16 protein-coding genes are annotated in these 18,383 nt (G+C 29.5%); 12 read left to right on the forward strand and 4 right to left on the reverse strand.

Going from position 1 to position 18,383, the window contains the following annotated elements; translation table 11 throughout:
• Positions 1 to 35: 35 nt before the first annotated feature.
• Entirely contained in the window at positions 36 to 509 is a 474-nt protein-coding gene (gene msrA, locus CLOCEL_RS03060; protein WP_010074857.1) for a peptide-methionine (S)-S-oxide reductase MsrA, read from the reverse strand.
• A 215-nt stretch (positions 510 to 724) separates the two neighbouring features.
• Here msrA and CLOCEL_RS03065 point away from each other — a divergent pair, with 215 nt between their 5' ends.
• Positions 725 to 1,906, forward strand: coding sequence for an ROK family transcriptional regulator (locus tag CLOCEL_RS03065; protein WP_242655206.1), 1,182 nt, complete (start codon positions 725 to 727; stop codon positions 1,904 to 1,906).
• Positions 1,907 to 2,143: 237 nt separating this feature from the next.
• Here the strand turns inward: CLOCEL_RS03065 and CLOCEL_RS03070 are convergent, their stop codons facing one another.
• Positions 2,144 to 3,013 carry a DegV family protein gene (locus CLOCEL_RS03070; RefSeq protein ID WP_010074855.1) on the reverse strand — a complete coding sequence of 290 codons (870 nt, stop codon included), beginning with the start codon at positions 3,011 to 3,013 and terminating at the stop codon, positions 2,144 to 2,146.
• A gap of 107 nt (positions 3,014 to 3,120) precedes the next feature.
• Between CLOCEL_RS03070 and CLOCEL_RS22685 the strand changes: the two genes are divergently transcribed.
• The 4 genes from CLOCEL_RS22685 to CLOCEL_RS03085 all read left to right on the forward strand — a co-directional run bounded on the left by CLOCEL_RS22685 (position 3,121) and on the right by CLOCEL_RS03085 (position 6,497).
• The gene (locus CLOCEL_RS22685) at positions 3,121 to 3,258 is read left to right on the forward strand and encodes a hypothetical protein (RefSeq protein ID WP_157629733.1); all 138 of its coding nucleotides are present in this window, start codon (positions 3,121 to 3,123) and stop codon (positions 3,256 to 3,258) included.
• Between the two features lie 63 nt (positions 3,259 to 3,321).
• The gene (locus tag CLOCEL_RS03075) at positions 3,322 to 4,629 is read left to right on the forward strand and encodes an IS30 family transposase (protein WP_013291601.1); all 1,308 of its coding nucleotides are present in this window, start codon (positions 3,322 to 3,324) and stop codon (positions 4,627 to 4,629) included.
• 543 nt (positions 4,630 to 5,172) lie between these two features.
• On the forward strand, positions 5,173 to 5,790 hold the full coding sequence (locus CLOCEL_RS03080; protein WP_010074853.1) for a hypothetical protein: 618 nt from the start codon (positions 5,173 to 5,175) through the stop codon (positions 5,788 to 5,790).
• A 23-nt stretch (positions 5,791 to 5,813) separates the two neighbouring features.
• Positions 5,814 to 6,497, forward strand: coding sequence for a YesL family protein (locus CLOCEL_RS03085; protein WP_010074852.1), 684 nt, complete (start codon positions 5,814 to 5,816; stop codon positions 6,495 to 6,497).
• A 124-nt stretch (positions 6,498 to 6,621) separates the two neighbouring features.
• Here CLOCEL_RS03085 and CLOCEL_RS03090 read toward each other — a convergent pair whose 3' ends face one another.
• The gene (locus tag CLOCEL_RS03090; RefSeq protein WP_010074851.1) at positions 6,622 to 7,419 is read right to left on the reverse strand and encodes a tetratricopeptide repeat protein; all 798 of its coding nucleotides are present in this window, start codon (positions 7,417 to 7,419) and stop codon (positions 6,622 to 6,624) included.
• A gap of 414 nt (positions 7,420 to 7,833) precedes the next feature.
• On the opposite strand from CLOCEL_RS03090, the gene CLOCEL_RS03095 reads away from it, so the two are divergent.
• Together CLOCEL_RS03095 and CLOCEL_RS03100 are read left to right on the forward strand one after the other, a co-directional pair.
• Complete coding sequence (locus tag CLOCEL_RS03095; RefSeq protein WP_010074850.1) at positions 7,834 to 8,481, forward strand: TVP38/TMEM64 family protein; 648 nt, start codon at positions 7,834 to 7,836, stop codon at positions 8,479 to 8,481.
• A 76-nt stretch (positions 8,482 to 8,557) separates the two neighbouring features.
• Positions 8,558 to 8,797, forward strand: coding sequence for a GIY-YIG nuclease family protein (locus CLOCEL_RS03100; protein ID WP_010074849.1), 240 nt, complete (start codon positions 8,558 to 8,560; stop codon positions 8,795 to 8,797).
• Positions 8,798 to 8,974: 177 nt separating this feature from the next.
• On the opposite strand, the gene CLOCEL_RS03105 is transcribed toward CLOCEL_RS03100, so the two are convergent.
• On the reverse strand, positions 8,975 to 10,981 hold the full coding sequence (locus tag CLOCEL_RS03105) for a methyl-accepting chemotaxis protein (protein ID WP_013291602.1): 2,007 nt from the start codon (positions 10,979 to 10,981) through the stop codon (positions 8,975 to 8,977).
• A 573-nt stretch (positions 10,982 to 11,554) separates the two neighbouring features.
• Here CLOCEL_RS03105 and CLOCEL_RS03110 point away from each other — a divergent pair.
• The 5 genes from CLOCEL_RS03110 (at position 11,555) to CLOCEL_RS03130 (ending at position 18,158) form a co-directional block, all read left to right on the forward strand.
• Entirely contained in the window at positions 11,555 to 13,606 is a 2,052-nt protein-coding gene (locus CLOCEL_RS03110) for a helix-turn-helix domain-containing protein (RefSeq protein ID WP_278184407.1), read from the forward strand.
• A 256-nt stretch (positions 13,607 to 13,862) separates the two neighbouring features.
• Entirely contained in the window at positions 13,863 to 14,804 is a 942-nt protein-coding gene (locus CLOCEL_RS03115) for an IS982-like element ISClce1 family transposase (protein WP_010076700.1), read from the forward strand.
• 214 nt (positions 14,805 to 15,018) lie between these two features.
• Positions 15,019 to 16,428: an MATE family efflux transporter gene (locus tag CLOCEL_RS03120; RefSeq protein WP_010074844.1), complete on the forward strand. Its 1,410-nt coding sequence runs from the start codon at positions 15,019 to 15,021 to the stop codon at positions 16,426 to 16,428.
• A gap of 566 nt (positions 16,429 to 16,994) precedes the next feature.
• On the forward strand, positions 16,995 to 17,669 hold the full coding sequence (locus tag CLOCEL_RS03125; RefSeq protein WP_010074843.1) for a uracil-DNA glycosylase: 675 nt from the start codon (positions 16,995 to 16,997) through the stop codon (positions 17,667 to 17,669).
• 297 nt (positions 17,670 to 17,966) lie between these two features.
• Entirely contained in the window at positions 17,967 to 18,158 is a 192-nt protein-coding gene (locus CLOCEL_RS03130; RefSeq protein WP_010074842.1) for a hypothetical protein, read from the forward strand.
• Positions 18,159 to 18,383 lie beyond the last annotated feature (225 nt).

The following is an 18,383-nucleotide window of genomic DNA, read 5'->3' on the forward strand; positions in this document are numbered from 1 at the left end:
TAGCACAAAGTTAATTATGCTATAGCTATTTTAAATTAATCTAATTTTATATGACAGTAACCATTTGGATTTTTCTTAAGATAATCTTGATGATACTCTTCAGCAATGTAAAAGTTTTTTAATAGATCTACTTCAGTAACAACTTTTTCATCGTATTGCTTTTGGATTTCTTCCTTGCTTTTAAGTAAGATTTCTTTATCTTCTTCTTGTTTATAATATAATCCAGTTCTATATTGGCTACCAATATCATTGCCTTGACGGTTTAGGTAAGTTGGTTCTATTATACTCCAATATTGTTCAAGAAGAGCATCTAAAGGAAGAACAGCTTCATCATATTTTATGTAACATGCTTCTGCAAAACCAGTGTTGTTTTTGCAAACGTCCTCATAGGTAGGATTTTCAGTAACTCCATTTGCATAGCCTACTTCTGTATCTAAAATACCAGGAATTCTTGAGAAAAATTCTTCAACACCCCAAAAACAGCCTCCAGCTACTATTATTTCTTTCATAATATTCACCTCTTAATCATTTGTATATACTATAATATTTTATAGTTAAATTCATGGTTATTACAATAGTATTATGAGATAATTTTAGTTCATTATGATATCTTAAGAAATTAAGATATACTTGAAAGTATAAAGTAAAATTAAAAAATATCTCTATATGCAAATTATTATAAGTATATAGTATAATAATATGTCGTAAAAAGTAAAAGTAAGTGGTGAGAAATTTGACAAAAATAAAAAAGTTAGATCAAGAAACTATAAAAAAAATTAATCAAAATAATGTATTGTATCTTCTTTATAGACATGATCAATTAACAAAGCATGATATTGCAAAGAAACTAGGAATTAGTATTCCAACAGTTGTTACAAATATAAATGAACTTATAGAACTTGGATTTGTGGAAGAAGCTGGAGTTGGAAAATCTACTGGCGGTAGAAAACCAGTTATAGTGAAATTTTTACCGGATTCTAGATACTCAATGGGAGTGGTTATAACAAAGGATTACGTGAGAATGGTTTTAACTAACTTACACTTTGAAATAATAAAGGAAGTCTCTATTAGTATAGATGAAGAACTACAATCTATTGACTATATAATAGAAGCTGTAAAAGAGTTTCAAAAAAATGTTTGTGAGGAACTATCTATTGATGAAAATAAGATTCTTGGTATAGGTTTTTCACTTCCAGGTACTGTGAATGAAAAAACTCTTATCTTAGAAAATGCTATTAATCTAGGAATTAAGAACATTGATTTCAAAAATTACGATTTTAATTGTCCAGTATATATTGAAAATGAAGCTAACGCATCAGCTTATGCTGAATATTTTGTATATCCAGATAAGAGTAATAGTAAGCTGATTTTTGTGTCTATTACAGAAGGTATAGGTACGGGAATAGTATTTAATAGCTTACTGTATAAAGGAGCAAATAAGCGTGCTGGTGAGTGGGGGCATATGACTATTGTAAAGGATGGTAAGAGTTGTGCCTGCGGTAAAAATGGTTGTTGGGAAGTTTACGCATCTTCAAAAGCACTATTAAAAACATATAATAAAGATACTGGATTGAAGAGAAGAAATATTAGTGAAATATTCATGGAACTTGATGAAGATTATAAAACTCAAAAAGTGGTAGATGAGTATTTAGAGTATTTGGCAGAAGGAATTAAAAATATAATTCTTATTATGGATCCAGATAAAATAGTAATTGGCGGGGAAATAGCCTTTTATGAGGATTATATAAAGGAAGCATTGAATGAAAAAGTGTATAAACCAAATGCTTTCTTTACAGCGAAGGATTGCAAGATTGAGTTTACAAAATTAAAGGCTAATGCTTCCGTGATAGGAGCTGCATTGTTGCCTGTAATGCCTTTATTTTTTAATAACAATATAACTATATAGGTTACATTATTTAAGCTTCATCAAGATTCTAGGGAAGTATTGAAAACTCAATGTATTTTAAGTAGAATTTTTTACTGTAATTTCATCAAAGCTTTATAGACATATTGAGAAATCAATATAACCTATGGGGATTTTTTATCAAGGATTATATATGATTTTAATATTTGGTTGATTACAAAAGACTCTTAAGTTACCAAAAACTTAAGAGTCTTTATGGAATATCTATTTAATAATTTCTTAAGATCTGTTATCTCCGATGAAAAATAATGCCACAGTTCCTGGTCCAGAATGAGCTCCGACAGCAGCACTTATTGGATTTATGATTACGTTTTTAACTTTATGATCTTTTAATATTAATGCTTTTAGCATTTCAGCATCTTCTATACAATCACCATGACTAATAAAAATAGTTTGTATTGAACTATTAATAATTTTTTCTTTAAGTTTTTCATGTAAAAATCTAATAGACTTTTTTCTTCCTTGAACCTTCGATATAGGTATAAGTTTACCATCATCATCAACATGGAGAATTGGTTTTATATTAAGTAATGTCCCTATAGTAGCAGCAGTTGAAGAAACTCTGCCACCTCTTTTTAAATGATTTAAATCATCTACAGTAAACCAATGGTTAACCTTAGGAATAGTGTCATTTATCCATTTTACAATTTCTGAAGAAGAAGCTCCAGTTTTAAGCATTTCCGAAGCATAGTATACCAAGAGGCCTTCACCTAAAGAAGCAGCTTTTGTATCAATGATTTCTATATTGGCTTCTGGATTATCCTCTAAAATCATGTTTTTGGCTATAATGGAACTGTTAATACAACCACTAAGGGAAGAAGAAAATCCAATGTATATAACATGATAGCCATCATCTATCCATTTTTCAAATTCTTCTAGAAAACAATTAACATTAATTTGTGAGGTTGTTGCAGTTTCGCCTGACCTCATTTTATCATAGAAAGCTTTAGAATCAAAAGTTTCACCTAGATCATCAAAGAATTCTTGTCCTTTTAGAAAAACACTAAGTTTTAAAAGTTGGATATTTGAACTTCGTATATATTCTAATGGAAGATCACAACAGGAGTCAGTGATCAAAATAGTCTTCAAATTATCAACTCCTTCCATATATTATAATATAATGTATATTCTTCATAATCATAACATATAAGAGGAGAAGAATAAATTAATATTAAGTTTAGTTCCTTAATTGTAAAATGAAAATCCATGATATTAGGCTTGTTTCTAGTAGGATTAATATAGTTTGTATTGATAAAGGGTGTATAGATTTTTCCTTTACAAATAGTAATGCTAGAAGACTAATCAATGTTAATGGTTGGTCTTCTTTTGTTTGATGATTGAAATAGTTTAACATGATTGCTATCCTTGTTATGCTGGTGGCGGATAAGGAGATAATCATGTCTAAATATTTAACTTACGAAGAACGCCTTGATATTCAGGCGTGTTTAAAAGAAAATCTTTCTTTTGGAGCAATTGGCAAGATAGTTAAGAAAGATCGTACTACTATCGCCAAGGAGATAAAAAAGCATGCAACTGAAATAAAAACTGGATACAGTGGGTGGCCATACAATACCTGTAAACGCCGCTCAAGCTGCAAACTAAAACGTATATGCAAAAAAGAAGAGTGTACTCATCCTTCAGCACAGTACTGTAAGATTTGTCGCAACTGCAATGATCTTTGTTCAGAGTTTGAAGAAGAAATCTGTTCAAGTAGTTTTAAACCACCTTATGTTTGTAATGGGTGTGGACAGCTTAACAGATGTACTCTTAAAAAAATGATGTATTATGCAGATGATGCCCAGACCGCCTTTGAAGAAAACATATCAGATGCAAGGAGTGGAATTCTCTCAAGTGAAGCGGAGCTTGCAAGACTGAATACTTTGATTTCACCACTGATTAAACAAGGTCAATCGATACACCAGATATATATCGATCATATAAATGAGCTCATGTGTAGTGAAAAGACACTCTATAACTACATAGATGCATGCCTCTTTGATGTACGAAACATTGACTTACCACGCAAGGTAAAATATCGACCACGCTACAAGAAATCAGAATTCAAAGTTGATAAAGGATGCCGTATAGGCCGGAATTACAAAGATTTTCAAGCCTTTATGGAAAAGAATCCAGAGCTTTCTATTGTACAAATGGATTCCGTTATAGGAAGCAAAGGTGGAAATGTCCTATTAACCATTCACTTTGTGAATACTAGTCTTATGTTGGCGTTCGTGCGTGATTCAAATACCTCACAGTCGGTTATTGATGTTTTTGAACATATTTATCAGGTAATAGGAAAAACAGAGTTTAAGAATTTGTTTCCAGTCATCCTTACGGATAATGGCAGTGAGTTCTCCAATCCGAAAGCCATTGAATTTGGACCTGATGGACTTAGAAGAACTTATGTGTTTTATTGTGATCCAAGCAGCCCTTATCAAAAGGGCTCCATAGAGGTAAATCATGAGTTAGTTCGAAGAATTCTCCCTAAAGGGACTACTTTTGAGCTTTTAGACCAAAAAGACATATGTCTTATGATGAACCATATAAATTCATACAAAAGAAAAAAGCTGAACAACAGGAGTCCATTCCAGGCGTTCAGCTTTTACTATGGAGAAGATTTACTACACAGGTTAGATTGTTTCTCAGTAGCAGCTGAGGAAATCATTCTAAAACCAGCACTTCTCAAAAAAATAACATATAAATAAGTAGTGGCTACCGGCAAACCTTACCTTATATATGACTACAGCAGGGGTGGATTTTCCGATTACAAAAAATCGACCGAAGATCGACCTTCTATTTGGCATGCACTTTTTTAAATGTCAGTAAGATAATTATAGCAAAATTCCTGAAAAAACAGTATGTTAACCGGGATTTTGGATTACAAAATTGGATATTTGTTTTCAAAATGGGACTTTCGCTTACAAAAGGAGAACTTCATTTTCAAAATGGGATTCTTGGGCTACAAATGGGAAACTCGTGTTACAATTCACCATTAAGTTTAGTTTTTTTACATTTTAGGTTATATATTTTTAAAGAAATATATTTTATATGGTGTAAAATATATATAAACATATTATATGATCGATTCTTTTCATTCTTAAAAAGTTATTCTAAAATTTAATTTTAGCGTTAAAGGTAGATAAATTAAATAAATTGACCTATAAATGTAGTGAAAAAATATAGGTATACCAAAAAAAAACCTATGATATAATTAAATTTAATAGCATATTAAGCTAGGAGGAGATTCTATGGAATTTAAAAATATGTCGTTTAAGAAAAAACGGGAGCATATATGGGAATATTATAAACTACATATATTTGCAGTTATATTTGCAATTGTTTTTGTATCTTATATTATATACGATAAAACTCACACAAAAGAAATAATCGGAAATATTACTATATTATCAAATCAAGTATTAGATGATAAAAGAATTGATCTGCAAGAAGAAATGAACAAGGTCGTAGTAGCAAATTCAAAAAAACAACAAGTGGATATAGGTGTATATCCGATTGAAAGTACAGGAGAAAATGTATCACAATATATAAGTAAATTGCAAGTTCAAATAGCCACTGGTGAAATCGATTTAATCATTTCAAATAAGACTTTTTATAATGAATTGTTAAAGAGTGAAGTTCTTTTAAAACTTGATGATTTAGAAGAACTTGATTTTAGTACCATAGGTAATAAGTTGATAAAAGGCACAACTTCTTCAGGTGAAGGAACTTATGCAATAAATGCTGAAGGTAATGAATATTTGAAAACTATGAATATTGATAGTAGGGATAAGGTGTTTGCTATAATATCAACTTCAAATCGAAAGGAAGAGGCCACTAAAATGTTAAAGTGGTTTTTAGAGCAGTAATTATTAAAATAGGGGTGTAAACGATGGAGAGTAAAAGAGGTTTTTTTAATGGTGCGGTATATAAGATTTGTAATTATGTTTGGTGGTTTCTTTTAGCTAATGCATATTTTGTAATTGTAAATATACCTATGATTATAAATATATTTGCACTAGGAAACACAGAAGTAACTGGAATAAATGTTTTTCTTTTTATATGCCTAATTCCTTTAGGACCAGCTTTTTCAGCTATGTTCACAGTTATGGGTAAATTGGTAAGGGATAAGGAAGTAAATGTTACTAAAGAATTTTTCAAAGGTTATAAGAGGAATTTCTGGGAGTCATTATTCTTTTGGCTTTTTCAATTAGTTGTGTTAAGCGTTATTTATATAGATTTGCTTTATTTAAATACTACAGAATTACCTGTTATATTTAAATATCTTATAATGGCAGCAGCTTTTATCATTGGTTCTATTGGGTTATATGCATTTCCTATTATATCAAGATTTTATTTAAAAGTATCTGATGTTATAAAGTTATCAATTAAATACACTTTCAAAAGATTTGATATTACAATGCTGAATTGGTTAACTATAGTAGCTATTTTTCTAGTACTTACAAGAGTTAATAATGTTTTGTTCTTATTTGCAACATCAATTGCAGGATATCTTATAATGTACTATGAAGTTAAGGTTTTAGATAAGATAGAGGAAGAATTATCAGCTGAATAATTTCTTGTTAATGATAAGTTTAGCAAGTTTTCACTTAATAGCTTCACTAATAAATTGATTCTGTAATTTAAAAAGGGCTATCTCTAATTCATAAAAATGAAATAGGGATAGCTCTTAATTTGTTTTATATAGAATTTATTCCATAAATGGATTTTTCTACATCTTCTTTTGAAACGTTGCTCAAATATGAAAAGTTACATTCTAAAGCTTTATTTAGCATCCCTAAAGCCTCTTCAGTTCGGCTTTCTTTGCTTAAGGTCATAGCATAATAATAATATGCTGTAACAAAAGTAGGAGTCATAGGGATTAATTTATCATATATTTCTAAAGCTTTTGAATACTGGCCTTTGAAGTAATAACTTTGAGCGAGGTTATCTAATATACTAGCATCAGAATCGTTATATTCATATGCTTCTAAATTAAATTCTAGTGCTTTATCGTAATCTTTATTTAAAAGAAGAAAATATCCTAAGTTTTGATACAAAGTGGTGTTTTTCTTTTGGTTGTATTCTTCCATTAAAAGATTAATAGCTTCATCTAATTTATTTTTTTTCCATAACACTAAAGAATAGTTTAACTTCCAAGATAATTTATCTGTAGGGTTAAGGGTTTTATTTTTAAACTTACTTAAAACAGCATCACTTTCTTCTAAATTGCCCATCCTTATTAACAGATAACCGTATGAAATTTTCATTTTATCTGGAGCGTGCCATGAGGAATAGGCAAGCTTATATAAGCTAAGAGCTTTATGCATATTCTTTTGGGTATAATGCAAATTTGCTCTATACATAAGTATAGAAGGGAAGTTTGTATATATTAAAAGTAGAATGAAAATTAAGACACCTATGATTTTACTATAAAAAAGAAATATAGGTAGTGAAATTATTACAGAAAGTAAAGTCAGTAATTTTTGTTTGCTCATATTGAATCATCCTTTTCTAAGTTGCATTTTTAGATATAGAATTTATTGCGAATCTAGGTAAATATATTGTAAGAAGAGTATTTTAAAAAATCTTTAAATGTAAAGAAACTTGTATTAAGCGCCATTAAGTACAATATATATGTAAGTTGAAATAAAGTTTCTACAATAAATTTATGTACTAGTGATAAGACCAATATATATTTTTAATAGTAACATATATATTATAAATATTAACTAATGGTTTAGTAAATATATAAATGATCAACGGCATTAATAATGATTAATTTGTTAATAAAAAACTTCCTTTTACTTAAGTTTTACGGTATTCTTTTATTAGTATACATTTTTATTAATGATTTTTTAAAGAAGAAAAATAGATGAATAGAAAGAGAAAATAAATAGGGGAAAACTGATATGAGGAAATTTGATTGGAAGAAAATTGCCATTGTAGTAATCTGGATAGCCATGGTTACATTTTTATATAAGGCAGGCTTAATTACAACTGATGCAAGCAAAATAAGAAGAATACTTTTGGAACACCAGCATAAAGCTACAATAATTTTTATGCTTATATCTGTTGCGAGGATTATAGTGTTCATTCCTAGTGCTGTATTAATTGTCCTAGGTGGAACTATATTTGGGCCCGTTAAGGGGTTTGTATTATCGATGATTGCTATGATAATTAGCGAAAGTATAGTGTTTTTTATAGGAAAATACTATGTGGGAGAAAAAGCCAATGGGTATTTATATCGTAAGCATGGAGATATAATGAGACTGATGGAGAAATATAGGGATAAATTTTTAGTTGTAGGAATGTTATGCCCAGTTGCTCCACTAGATGTAATATGTTTTATTTCTTCGATATTTGGCTACAGTTATAGGAAGTTTGTAACTATATTGATTGCAACTCATATACCTTTTGTGACTTTATGTAGTCTTTTAGGCGAGAGTTATGAAAAGTCTGCTATTAATAAAATTGTTATAATATCATTGTTGTTAGTTTTAGTTTTCTACACTTATAAAACCTGGAGTACTTTTAAAAAGGAATTGAAGGAAGCATAAAGAAGAATTTTGAAGTTAATAAAAACTCACTTTTGTTCCTAACATAAGCTTATTATTAAATATTTTGAGGGAAACTATGAATTATGTTTATATATTAAGATGTTCTGATGATTCTCTTTATACTGGATGGACTACGAATTTAGAAAATAGGGTTAAGGCTCATTCCAGTGGAAAAGGAGCTAAGTATACTAGGACAAGGCTACCAGTTAAGTTAGTATATTTTGAAGAATATCAAGATAAGAGAGACGCTCAGAGAAGAGAATATGCTATAAAACAGTTAAGTAGATTAGAAAAGTTAAAGTTAATTAAGGAATAATATAAATTTAAAAGCTTATGTTTCAGATATATATGTTCTGATTAAAAATCTACATTGATTACATAAATGGTATATGTATTTAACATAGAAACATTATTGGAATTTATATGAAAAATAAATATAGGCGTAAAGAAAGGCTGCACATTGATTTCAAGTTGTATCAATGTGCAGCTTTGATTATTTAATGTATTTAAATACGCTAATATATTGTTGCAATTCTATAGAAATTTTTTGTAACTTATCAGAAAAAGTTGTTAAATCCTTCATGGTTTCCGAGATTCCCACCGTTGCAGCATTAGCTTCTTCTGTAGCAGCAGCAGCTTCTTCTGATATTGCTGATGTTTGTTCGATATTTTCAAGAACTAAATTTTTCTTTGAGTTTATTTCATCTATAGATAGTTTTGTTTTTGTAACAGAATTTATAAGTGAATCGATTGAGGCTATTATTTCATGGAATATAGATTCTGTTCTATCAACTGCTAATTTTTGCTCAGAAATTGTAACATTTGAAGTCTCCATAGCTGATACTGCAACAGTAGATTTCTTTTGTATAGAGTCTATTATTTTTCTTATCTTTGCAGCTGCTTCTTCTGATTGTTCTGCAAGGTTTCTTATTTCATTTGCAACCACTGCAAAACCTTTTCCAGCTTCACCTGCTCTTGCTGCTTCTATAGAAGCGTTTAAAGATAAAAGATTTGTTCTTTCAGTAATTTCAGATATGGTATTTGAAATTTCATTAATTTCTTTTGTACTATTATCCATAGATAATACCAAAGTATTAACTTCCTTTGAGACTTTAAGGGTTTCGTTGGTTTTATTTACTAGTGTTTCAAGCATTAATACTCCTTTTTTACTCAGGGTTTGAGTATTTAAGGAAATGTCATTCATATCTGAAGTTAAGTCTGAAATTTCATCAATACCTTTTGCGAGGGTAGTCATTTCTGCAGCGCTATTTAATGAATTATTCGCTTGTTCAACAGCACCTTGTGAGATATCTTCAACTGATCTACTTACCTCATCAAGAGCATAGGCTGTATTTTCTGATATATTAACTAAGGTTGCAGAGGTTTCTAAAACTGTATTAGAGGAAAGATGAATTCGATCCATTAGCTTTGCAATTTTACTAATCATAGTATTGAAGTCATTACTTAATTCCTCAAACTCGTCCTTTGAGGAAATTGACGTAGATACAGTTAAGTCACCTTCTGAAGCACTACTAAAGGCAGTTTTCAATTTATTTATATTTCTGCTCATTTTGTTACTGATTACTAGAGCTACTGAAGAAGACAATATAGTTAATGCAAAAATAGAAAAAATTAGTATATATCGTAGTTTTTTTATGTTATCTAAAAGTTCAGAAGCATCCATAGTACCGATAATTCTCCATTTAGTTTTTTGATTTGTAGTGAAAAATGCGAATTTTTCTACACCATTAGAGTCATATTGCTTAAAGTTACTTTCCTCTGACTGTATATCTTCCCAAATTGGAGAGTTTGTAATATCAGTATTTCCAAGCTGTGTTGTATCTGGATGAGCTAGCATTATTCCATCCACATTGGTGATGTAAATAAAGCCTTCTTTGCCTAGTTCTATTAAAGATATGTTGCCAGATAATCTATCAAAATCTATTTCCATGCCTACAACACCTATAACAAGTCCTTCGTAATCTATAGTTTTAGACATTGAAACCACAGTTTTTCCTGTAGAAGCAGAGATATATGGATTACTGTATACGATGTTTCCTCTGTTTGACATTGCAGCTGTATACCAATCGTTTTTAGTAACTTCAGAATTAGTACTAGCATTGCTAGCTGGATATGATAATAATTTTTTTTCCTCTGTAGCCATAAAAATAGATGAAATATTATTATTATTGTCTTTTAAGTTTTTAAAAAGATATTCTATATTATCTTTATTTGAAGGATCTTTAGTAATACTTTTTAAAGATTTATTTGTCGTAAGCATATTAATTACATTATCTAATCCATCAAGATACGTAGTGATTTCTCTGTTTATTTCACTCATTGTTTCAATAGTTGATGATTTAAAGGTTTCTGTTAATTTACTTCTTGTTATTTCATAAGAGCTAATTCCTAGAAGTATAATAGGTATAAAGCTTACTAAAAAAATACTAAATATGAGTTTCGTTCGGATGCTTTTAAATTTACGTTTTGTATTTTTCATAGAAATAGTCCCTCCAATTATTTTTGCTTAAATTAACCTTTTGCGCGTGGCCAAAACCACAATAACCTCATAAATAACTAAGAGTTGTTTATAATTTGCTAAAAATACTTGTCCGATTTTATAAGTCTATTTGATATTCTATAGACAAAATTCGACTTTGACAAGATTTATGCATATTATTTCTTATAAGTATATTAAAAAAATTAGATTAATTCTTAAGGTTTTTTAGATTTTTTTATCACAAAATATTAATGCGTAAGCTAAAAATTGAACTTATCTTTAGTTAGTAATTGTTTGTTTAGTGAGACATATAGTTAATAAAGTTCACCAATTTTTTGAATAAATATTCAAAGTATATTTATTATATCGTACACAATAAATTTTACCTAATATTAAGGGGAGTTTTCATTAAGATTTTTTTATGGTTGGATATATTAGTTAATACGAGATAATATCTCTTGTTTTAAATTTTCCTACATGATAAATTTAAAGAGAGTGAAGCATGAATTTTATAATAGTATTAAAGGAGTACATATGAGAAGAGAATACATAACCTACATGGAGCATTTACCTATGTCAGTAAAATTGCAGAGTGTAAAATCTTATCCTCTTCACTGGCATAACTGCTTGGAGATACTATTTGTGTTGAAGGGTAGATTTTTTGTACAGATAGAGTCTGAAATCTATGAGCTTTGCGAGAGAGAAATAGAAATTATAAATGCAGATGAGCCTCATAGAGTATATTCAGAGGATGAGGATAATTTAATATTAGTTTTCAAAATACATCTGGACTTCTTTGAAAAGTATTTTAATGATGTAAAAAATATATATTTTTATACTAATTCTTCAGATGAGGGGATACAGGAAGAAGACAAATATCAGGAACTAAGAAAATTTCTAGCTATATTAGCTTGCGAAGCTGTGCAGCAGGAAGAGGATTATGATGAGGAAGTTGAAGAACAACTAGTTAAACTTCTATTTCATCTTTTAAATAATTTTCATTACCTTACTTATGATGAAGAGGTTGCTATAGAAAATCAAGTACAATTTCAAAGATATCATAGAATAACTAAATATATACACGATAATTATATGAATAAGATAAGTCTTCAAGATATTGCAAGTAGAGAATTCCTAAGTTCTTATTACTTATCTCATGAAATTAAGAATATGGCTGGGACCAATTTTATAGATTTTTTAAATACAACAAGGGTAAATGAATCTATTAAATTTCTTTTAGATAGTGATAAGACAATTTCTGATATTTCAGAGGAGGTAGGATTTTCACATACTAGGTATTACAATAAATATTTTAAGCAACTATATAACATTACTCCTTTGCAGTATAGGAAAAAATATTATTTGTCTGAGGATCTATATGAGAAAACAAAGGAATATTCCCTTTGCAATTTAGAAAAAGCCTTGGAATATCTATCTGTATATCTAGAAGACTATGATAGATTTAATTATAAGAAGCAGATAATCAAAATCTATGCAGATTTAAAAAAAGAAGCAGAAGCTTTTCCAAAGGTATGGAGCGAGGTTATAAACCTTGGCGATGCCATAGAGCTTTTAAAAGAAAAAGAACAAGGCTTCGTTAAAAATATTCAATCAAATATGAAGTTTAACTATGGAATTGTTCAGTATCTTTTTCATAAGGATATGAGAGTATATTTTAATGAAAAGCTAGAATTTTTAAATTGGAATGAAGTTGAGAAGCTTATGGAATTTCTTTTGGATATAGATATGAAGCCAATAATTATTTTAGATAGGGAATTGGAAAGTAAAGATATGTTTATAAAGCTTATAGAAAGCTTTATTCTATATTTTTCAGACTTATATGGAATAGAGGAAATTCAGGGGTGGAGGTTTAGAGTAGCCACAAATCTTCCAGAGGAATTTATCGAAGCAACAGATGAGATTCTAGAAAAGTATCAGCTTCAGAATATAATAAGAGATAGTTTTGAGGAGGACACAACCGTTAGAGGTATCTTTGACTCTGCGTATATGGTTCCTTATATTATTCATAACTTTATACATAGCCAAAACGATATGTTGTTTTTAAAAGCCTATGATACGGTAGAAGAAAATTCTATTATGAGCAATGAGCTTTTCTTTGGAGCTCCTGGAATAATGACTCTTCATGGAATTAGAAAAGCATCCTATTATGCATATTACTTTTTATCAAGACTCGGAGCTATGCTTATAGAAAAGGGTGAAGGCTATGTTATAACAAAAAATGAAGAGGATTATCAAATATTGCTTTATAGTTATACTGAGGACCTCGATAATCTTATAACCATTGAAAATCTCTCAAAGGAAAAAGGAAAGAAGAACTTAACGGAAAGACAAATCTCTTTAACCTTAAGAAACTTACCACAGGATTATAAAATTACGAGCTACGAAATCGGTGAGGATATTGGCTCAGCCTATAATAATTGGATTGCTATGGGAAGACCAAGAAGATTAAGTGATGAAGAACTAGATGTGTTACACAGAATTTCTTTTCCACGTATTTCTTTGAATTTTACAAAGAAGAAGCCTATATTTAACATTTTGAATACTATTAATGGGTATGGGGCGGTATTAATTACCCTTCAAAAAGTACAAAAGCATCTTTATTAAGGTGCTTTTTTGCTGTTTCTATTATTTTGTAAAAAAATAATTAAGCAAAAGTGTACTTTTTAATCAGCAAGGCTGTGGATGTTAACATTTTTAAAAAAGACTATAATGATATTAAAGAGTTGCAAGGTGAAATCTTAAATTAACTCGTTGTGCTAGTTAAATACGTTGGCAATACTTACAAATAGAAAAACTCCAGCATATTTGCTAACCTATCATTAAAAAACACGACTAATCTAATGATAGGAGGCTAACTTATATGCCAGAGTTTAATAAAGATTTTATCATAACAATAAACAACTTAAAAGATTTTATTGTTGTCACTTATGTTATAATTGATGATTTTTACCAAAAGGTAACTCCAGCATTTATTATGAACCGTCGCAATATTGATAAGTCAGTAATGTCTGATAGCGAAATCATTACTTTATCTTTAGTAGGCGAACTCTTAACCATTGACTCTGAAAAAGCTTGGTTTGGGTTTTGTTCTAAAAACTTACGAGATCTGTTCCCTAATTTTTGTAGTAGAACAAGATTTCATAGAGTAAGAAAATCCTTATTTCGAGTCACAGATGCAATACGTAAGGAATTTATGAAATTTCTTAACTATCAATATGATCGAATAAGAATTGTAGATAGTATGCCTATTCCTGTGTGTAAATTTGGTAGAGCTCACTTTCATAAGTCATTTAAGCCGAAGGCTGCCTACGGGCGATGCGCTTCGAAAAAAGAGACATATTACGGCTTCAAATTACATGCATTAGTTGCTTTAGATGGCTATATCACAGACTTCTCTATTACTGCTGCAAACATTGATGATAGAGACGCAGTCTGGGAACTTATAGATAATTCAGTTGTTAATACACTAATAGGCGATAAAGGCTATATAGGTCAAAAGATTGCTTCGCAATTAAAAGAGATAATGGATATTAATCTTCTAACCATAAGTCGTAATAACAGTAAAATTAAACTTTTAAAACCACTTAGGCAACTCATATTCAAGGCTCGTCGTAGAATAGAAACCACTTTTTCTCAGCTCTCCGAGCAATTGAATATACAGAGGGTTCTTGCAAAGTCAACTTGGGGCTTTGCTACAAGAATAGTAAATAAAATATTAGCTCATAATCTTTGTTATTTTATAAATAAAATCTTAAATATAGGTATAGATACAGCAAAGATTAAGACATTAATATTTGGATAATAATTCCTAAGGATTTGGCGACATCTTCATTAGGAGAAGTCTGCTCAAATATATGGAATAAATATCCTATTAATGAAAACTTATCTGTTAGCACAACAGGTTAAATTAATATAAAATTATTGTTATATATAAGTAACAATGAATTTTAAGAAATGCAAAAGGTTAAGATTTTACATTGTAATTCAATATCTGAAAAGTGATTGAGGTGAAAAAAATGTTAGCAGGTAATAAGACCAGCAAGAGTAATGATGAATTCTTAACGGGAAACATAGGTAAATTGTTATTTATGTTTGCATTTCCAGCAGTACTTTCTTGGCTGGTTGCAGAACTGTATAACTTAGTTGATTCTATATTCGTAGGACACGCAGTAGGGGCTCTAGGTGTAGGTGGAATAAGCATAGCTTTCCCTGTTCAAAGATTTTTTACAGCTATAGCAATGTTAGTTTCAATCGGTACTTGCACCTACGTAGCTAGAACTTTAGGAGAGAATGATAAAGAAAAAATTAATAAAATAATACCAAACGCGTTGATGATATTAACTGTGGTTGTTTTAGTATTAGCTATAGCTGCCTTTGTATTTATAGACAAATTAATAATAATGCTTGGTTCAACAGAAAATATTTTCCCTTATGCTAAGACGTACATTTCTATTATTCTAGTTGGAGTAATTTTTCAAGGTTTAGCCACGGTAATGTCATATATTCTTACAGCCTTCGGAAATACTAGAATAGTTTTAGTAAGCAATATAGTGGGAATTGTTTTTAATACTCTTATTTGTGATTTACTTACAAGAGTTTTCCATTTTGGAATAGCTGGTGTAGCTGTAGCCACAGTAGTATCTCAAACATTAGCGTTTGTATATGTTCTGCATGTATTTTTAAAAGCTAAGGAAACCTTAGAATTAAAATTTGTGATAAAAGCGGAAATTAAAATAATCAAGACTATAGTTTTCATAGGATTTTCTACCTTTATAATTGAAATATCTGATGCAATAGTTTCAGTAATCTTAAATGTTTTATTAGGGGCTATAGGTGGAGACATGCCAATAGTTGCTATTGGACTTATAACAAAGATTTCCATGTTCTTATTTATTACAGTTATCGGTATCAGTTCTGCAATGCAACCTATAGCAGCTTACAATATTGGAGCGGGATGCAAAGCAAGAGTTAAAAAGATTTTAGATCTTGCTATGATTGCTGCTACCGTAAGCTCAACAATAGTATGGGTAATAACTATGATATTTACAAAGCAATTTATCGGAATATTTGTAAGTGATATAGAGATAATAGAATATACTGCAGATGCTTTTAGAAAGGTTGTTATGATATTCCCAATATTAGCAACTTATTATGTATCAATATATTACTATCAAGCAAAAGCTATGGTAAAAGAATCATTTATTTTATCTATATTACGTCAACTTATATTATTTATACCATTAGCGTTTATTATGGTAGAAATTTTCGGTGTAGTTGGTGCATGGTATGCATATCCAGTTTCAGACCTTTTAAGCTTCTTAATAGCACTTGTATTTATGAGGAAGCAGCATAAGGTTGATAAGCTTGAAATTGAAGAAGAAATGATTTTGAATAGTAAAAGCAGCAATAGAATAGTTACTGCATAAAATCAATAACGTAGCGTAAAAAGAGGCAAGCGACATAAAAAGTGGCTTGCCTCTTTATTTAGTTATGTAATTTTATTTTATATTATTTAATAACTTAGTGTTATCCTAATTGCCAGTTTGAAAATGAGGGCTTCTTGAAAATATCTAGGCCGTCTAGTTTTGTATAAAGGAAAAATATAGATTGTTATAATGCAACGGATAATAGAAATTTCATTATGATAAATACTATTAATGGAATAAAAGATATGTTATTGTATTAAAGTGTATAAACTATGGAAGTTTATGAAAAACGCAAGGGGCCAAATATCAATTGATATGCTGCATATAAGCGTTGTGTTAATCGTAGAAAAGCTTTAAAAGATACTAGTGGCAGCTAAGAGAAACTTTACCACAAGTTGGTTCAGTTATAGATGGGACTTTTAGTTGTTAGTATTTATAAAAAGAATGGTTAAGATATAAAAGAAGAATTAAGATTTAAAAATAAAGTTCAAAAGAAAGGAGATAAAAGGTCGACTGGTAGCTTAATGTGAAATTAAGTTATGTATGATCTTTAAGAATGATAAATTATGGTGAATATAAATAATGATTGGGACGAATTGTTAAAGGACGAATTTGAAAAAGATTATTATAAAAAACTTAGGGGATTTTTAGTTGAGGAATATAAGACACATACAATATATCCAGACAAACATGACATATTTACGGCAATTAAGACCACTGCGTATAAAGATGTTAAAGTAGTAATTTTGGGACAGGACCCATATCATGGACCAAATCAAGCCTTTGGCATGGCTTTTGCTGTAAAACCTGGAGTTAAGACTCCACCATCACTTGTAAATATATATAAGGAACTGAATTCTGACTTGGGATGTTTTATTCCCAATAATGGATACTTAGTGCCTTGGGCAAAACAAGGAGTATTACTTTTAAATGCAGTTTTAACTGTAAGAGAAAATTCTCCTAATTCTCATAAAGGTAAGGGATGGGAATTGTTAACGGATAAAATTATTCAGCTTTTAAATGAAAGAGAAGAGCCAATAGTATTCTTAATATGGGGAAACCCAGCAAAAGAAAAGTTGAAATTTATAACAAATAAACATCATCTAATATTAACCACAGTACATCCAAGTCCATTGTCAGCTTCAAGAGGTTTCTTTGGGTGTAAGCATTTTTCCAAAACCAATGAGTTTTTAAAAAGCAAAGGAATGGAACCTATAGATTGGCAAATTCCTATGATATAAAAATAGGATTTTATATTTAGTATATATACGTTCCAATAAAATTTCTTCATAGGTTATATTGATTTTTCAATATCCATCTAGAATCTTGATGTAGTTTCAATAACGGAACTTATATATATGTCATCATTAAAATCTAAATTAAAGTCATCAATAATATATAGATTTAATGTATAAAAATTATCGAAAATATATAGTCTGCTTAGAAAATTAGATGAAATATATACCATGAATTTTAATCTACTAATGAGAGATAATAAAATTGTTCTAAAGATTATTTCTGATTAGGAGGGCATAAAAATGCAAAAGAATGCTAGAGGACTAGTTCAAGATTCTTGTAATAATTTAAATACTGCGAGACAATCTTTACAAAGTGCTATTGACACTGCTGAAAAGCCACAAAATAGACAGGATATTCAAGATGCTTTAAGGGTGGTTGATTCAGCTCTTTCTAAATGTCAAGGTATAGCAAATAGTTTAAGCAATCAATAATAGATTTTGTGATTTTTTAGTAACCTTTAGTTTAAGAGATCTCTACTTAAACTAAAGGTTATTTTATGTTAAAAAATATAAATTTTGAGTTGAAGATTAAAACCAAGGAACTCAATTGACATATGGATTGGTAGAAAATTTTAGTAACCATATAGTAAAAAATATTGTGAAAGCGTATACAAAATAATGAAATGAAGAAAAACACATATACTGGTTGTTCCAAGC

The organism is Clostridium cellulovorans 743B (assembly GCF_000145275.1).
Classification (GTDB): domain Bacteria; phylum Bacillota; class Clostridia; order Clostridiales; family Clostridiaceae; genus Clostridium_K; species Clostridium_K cellulovorans.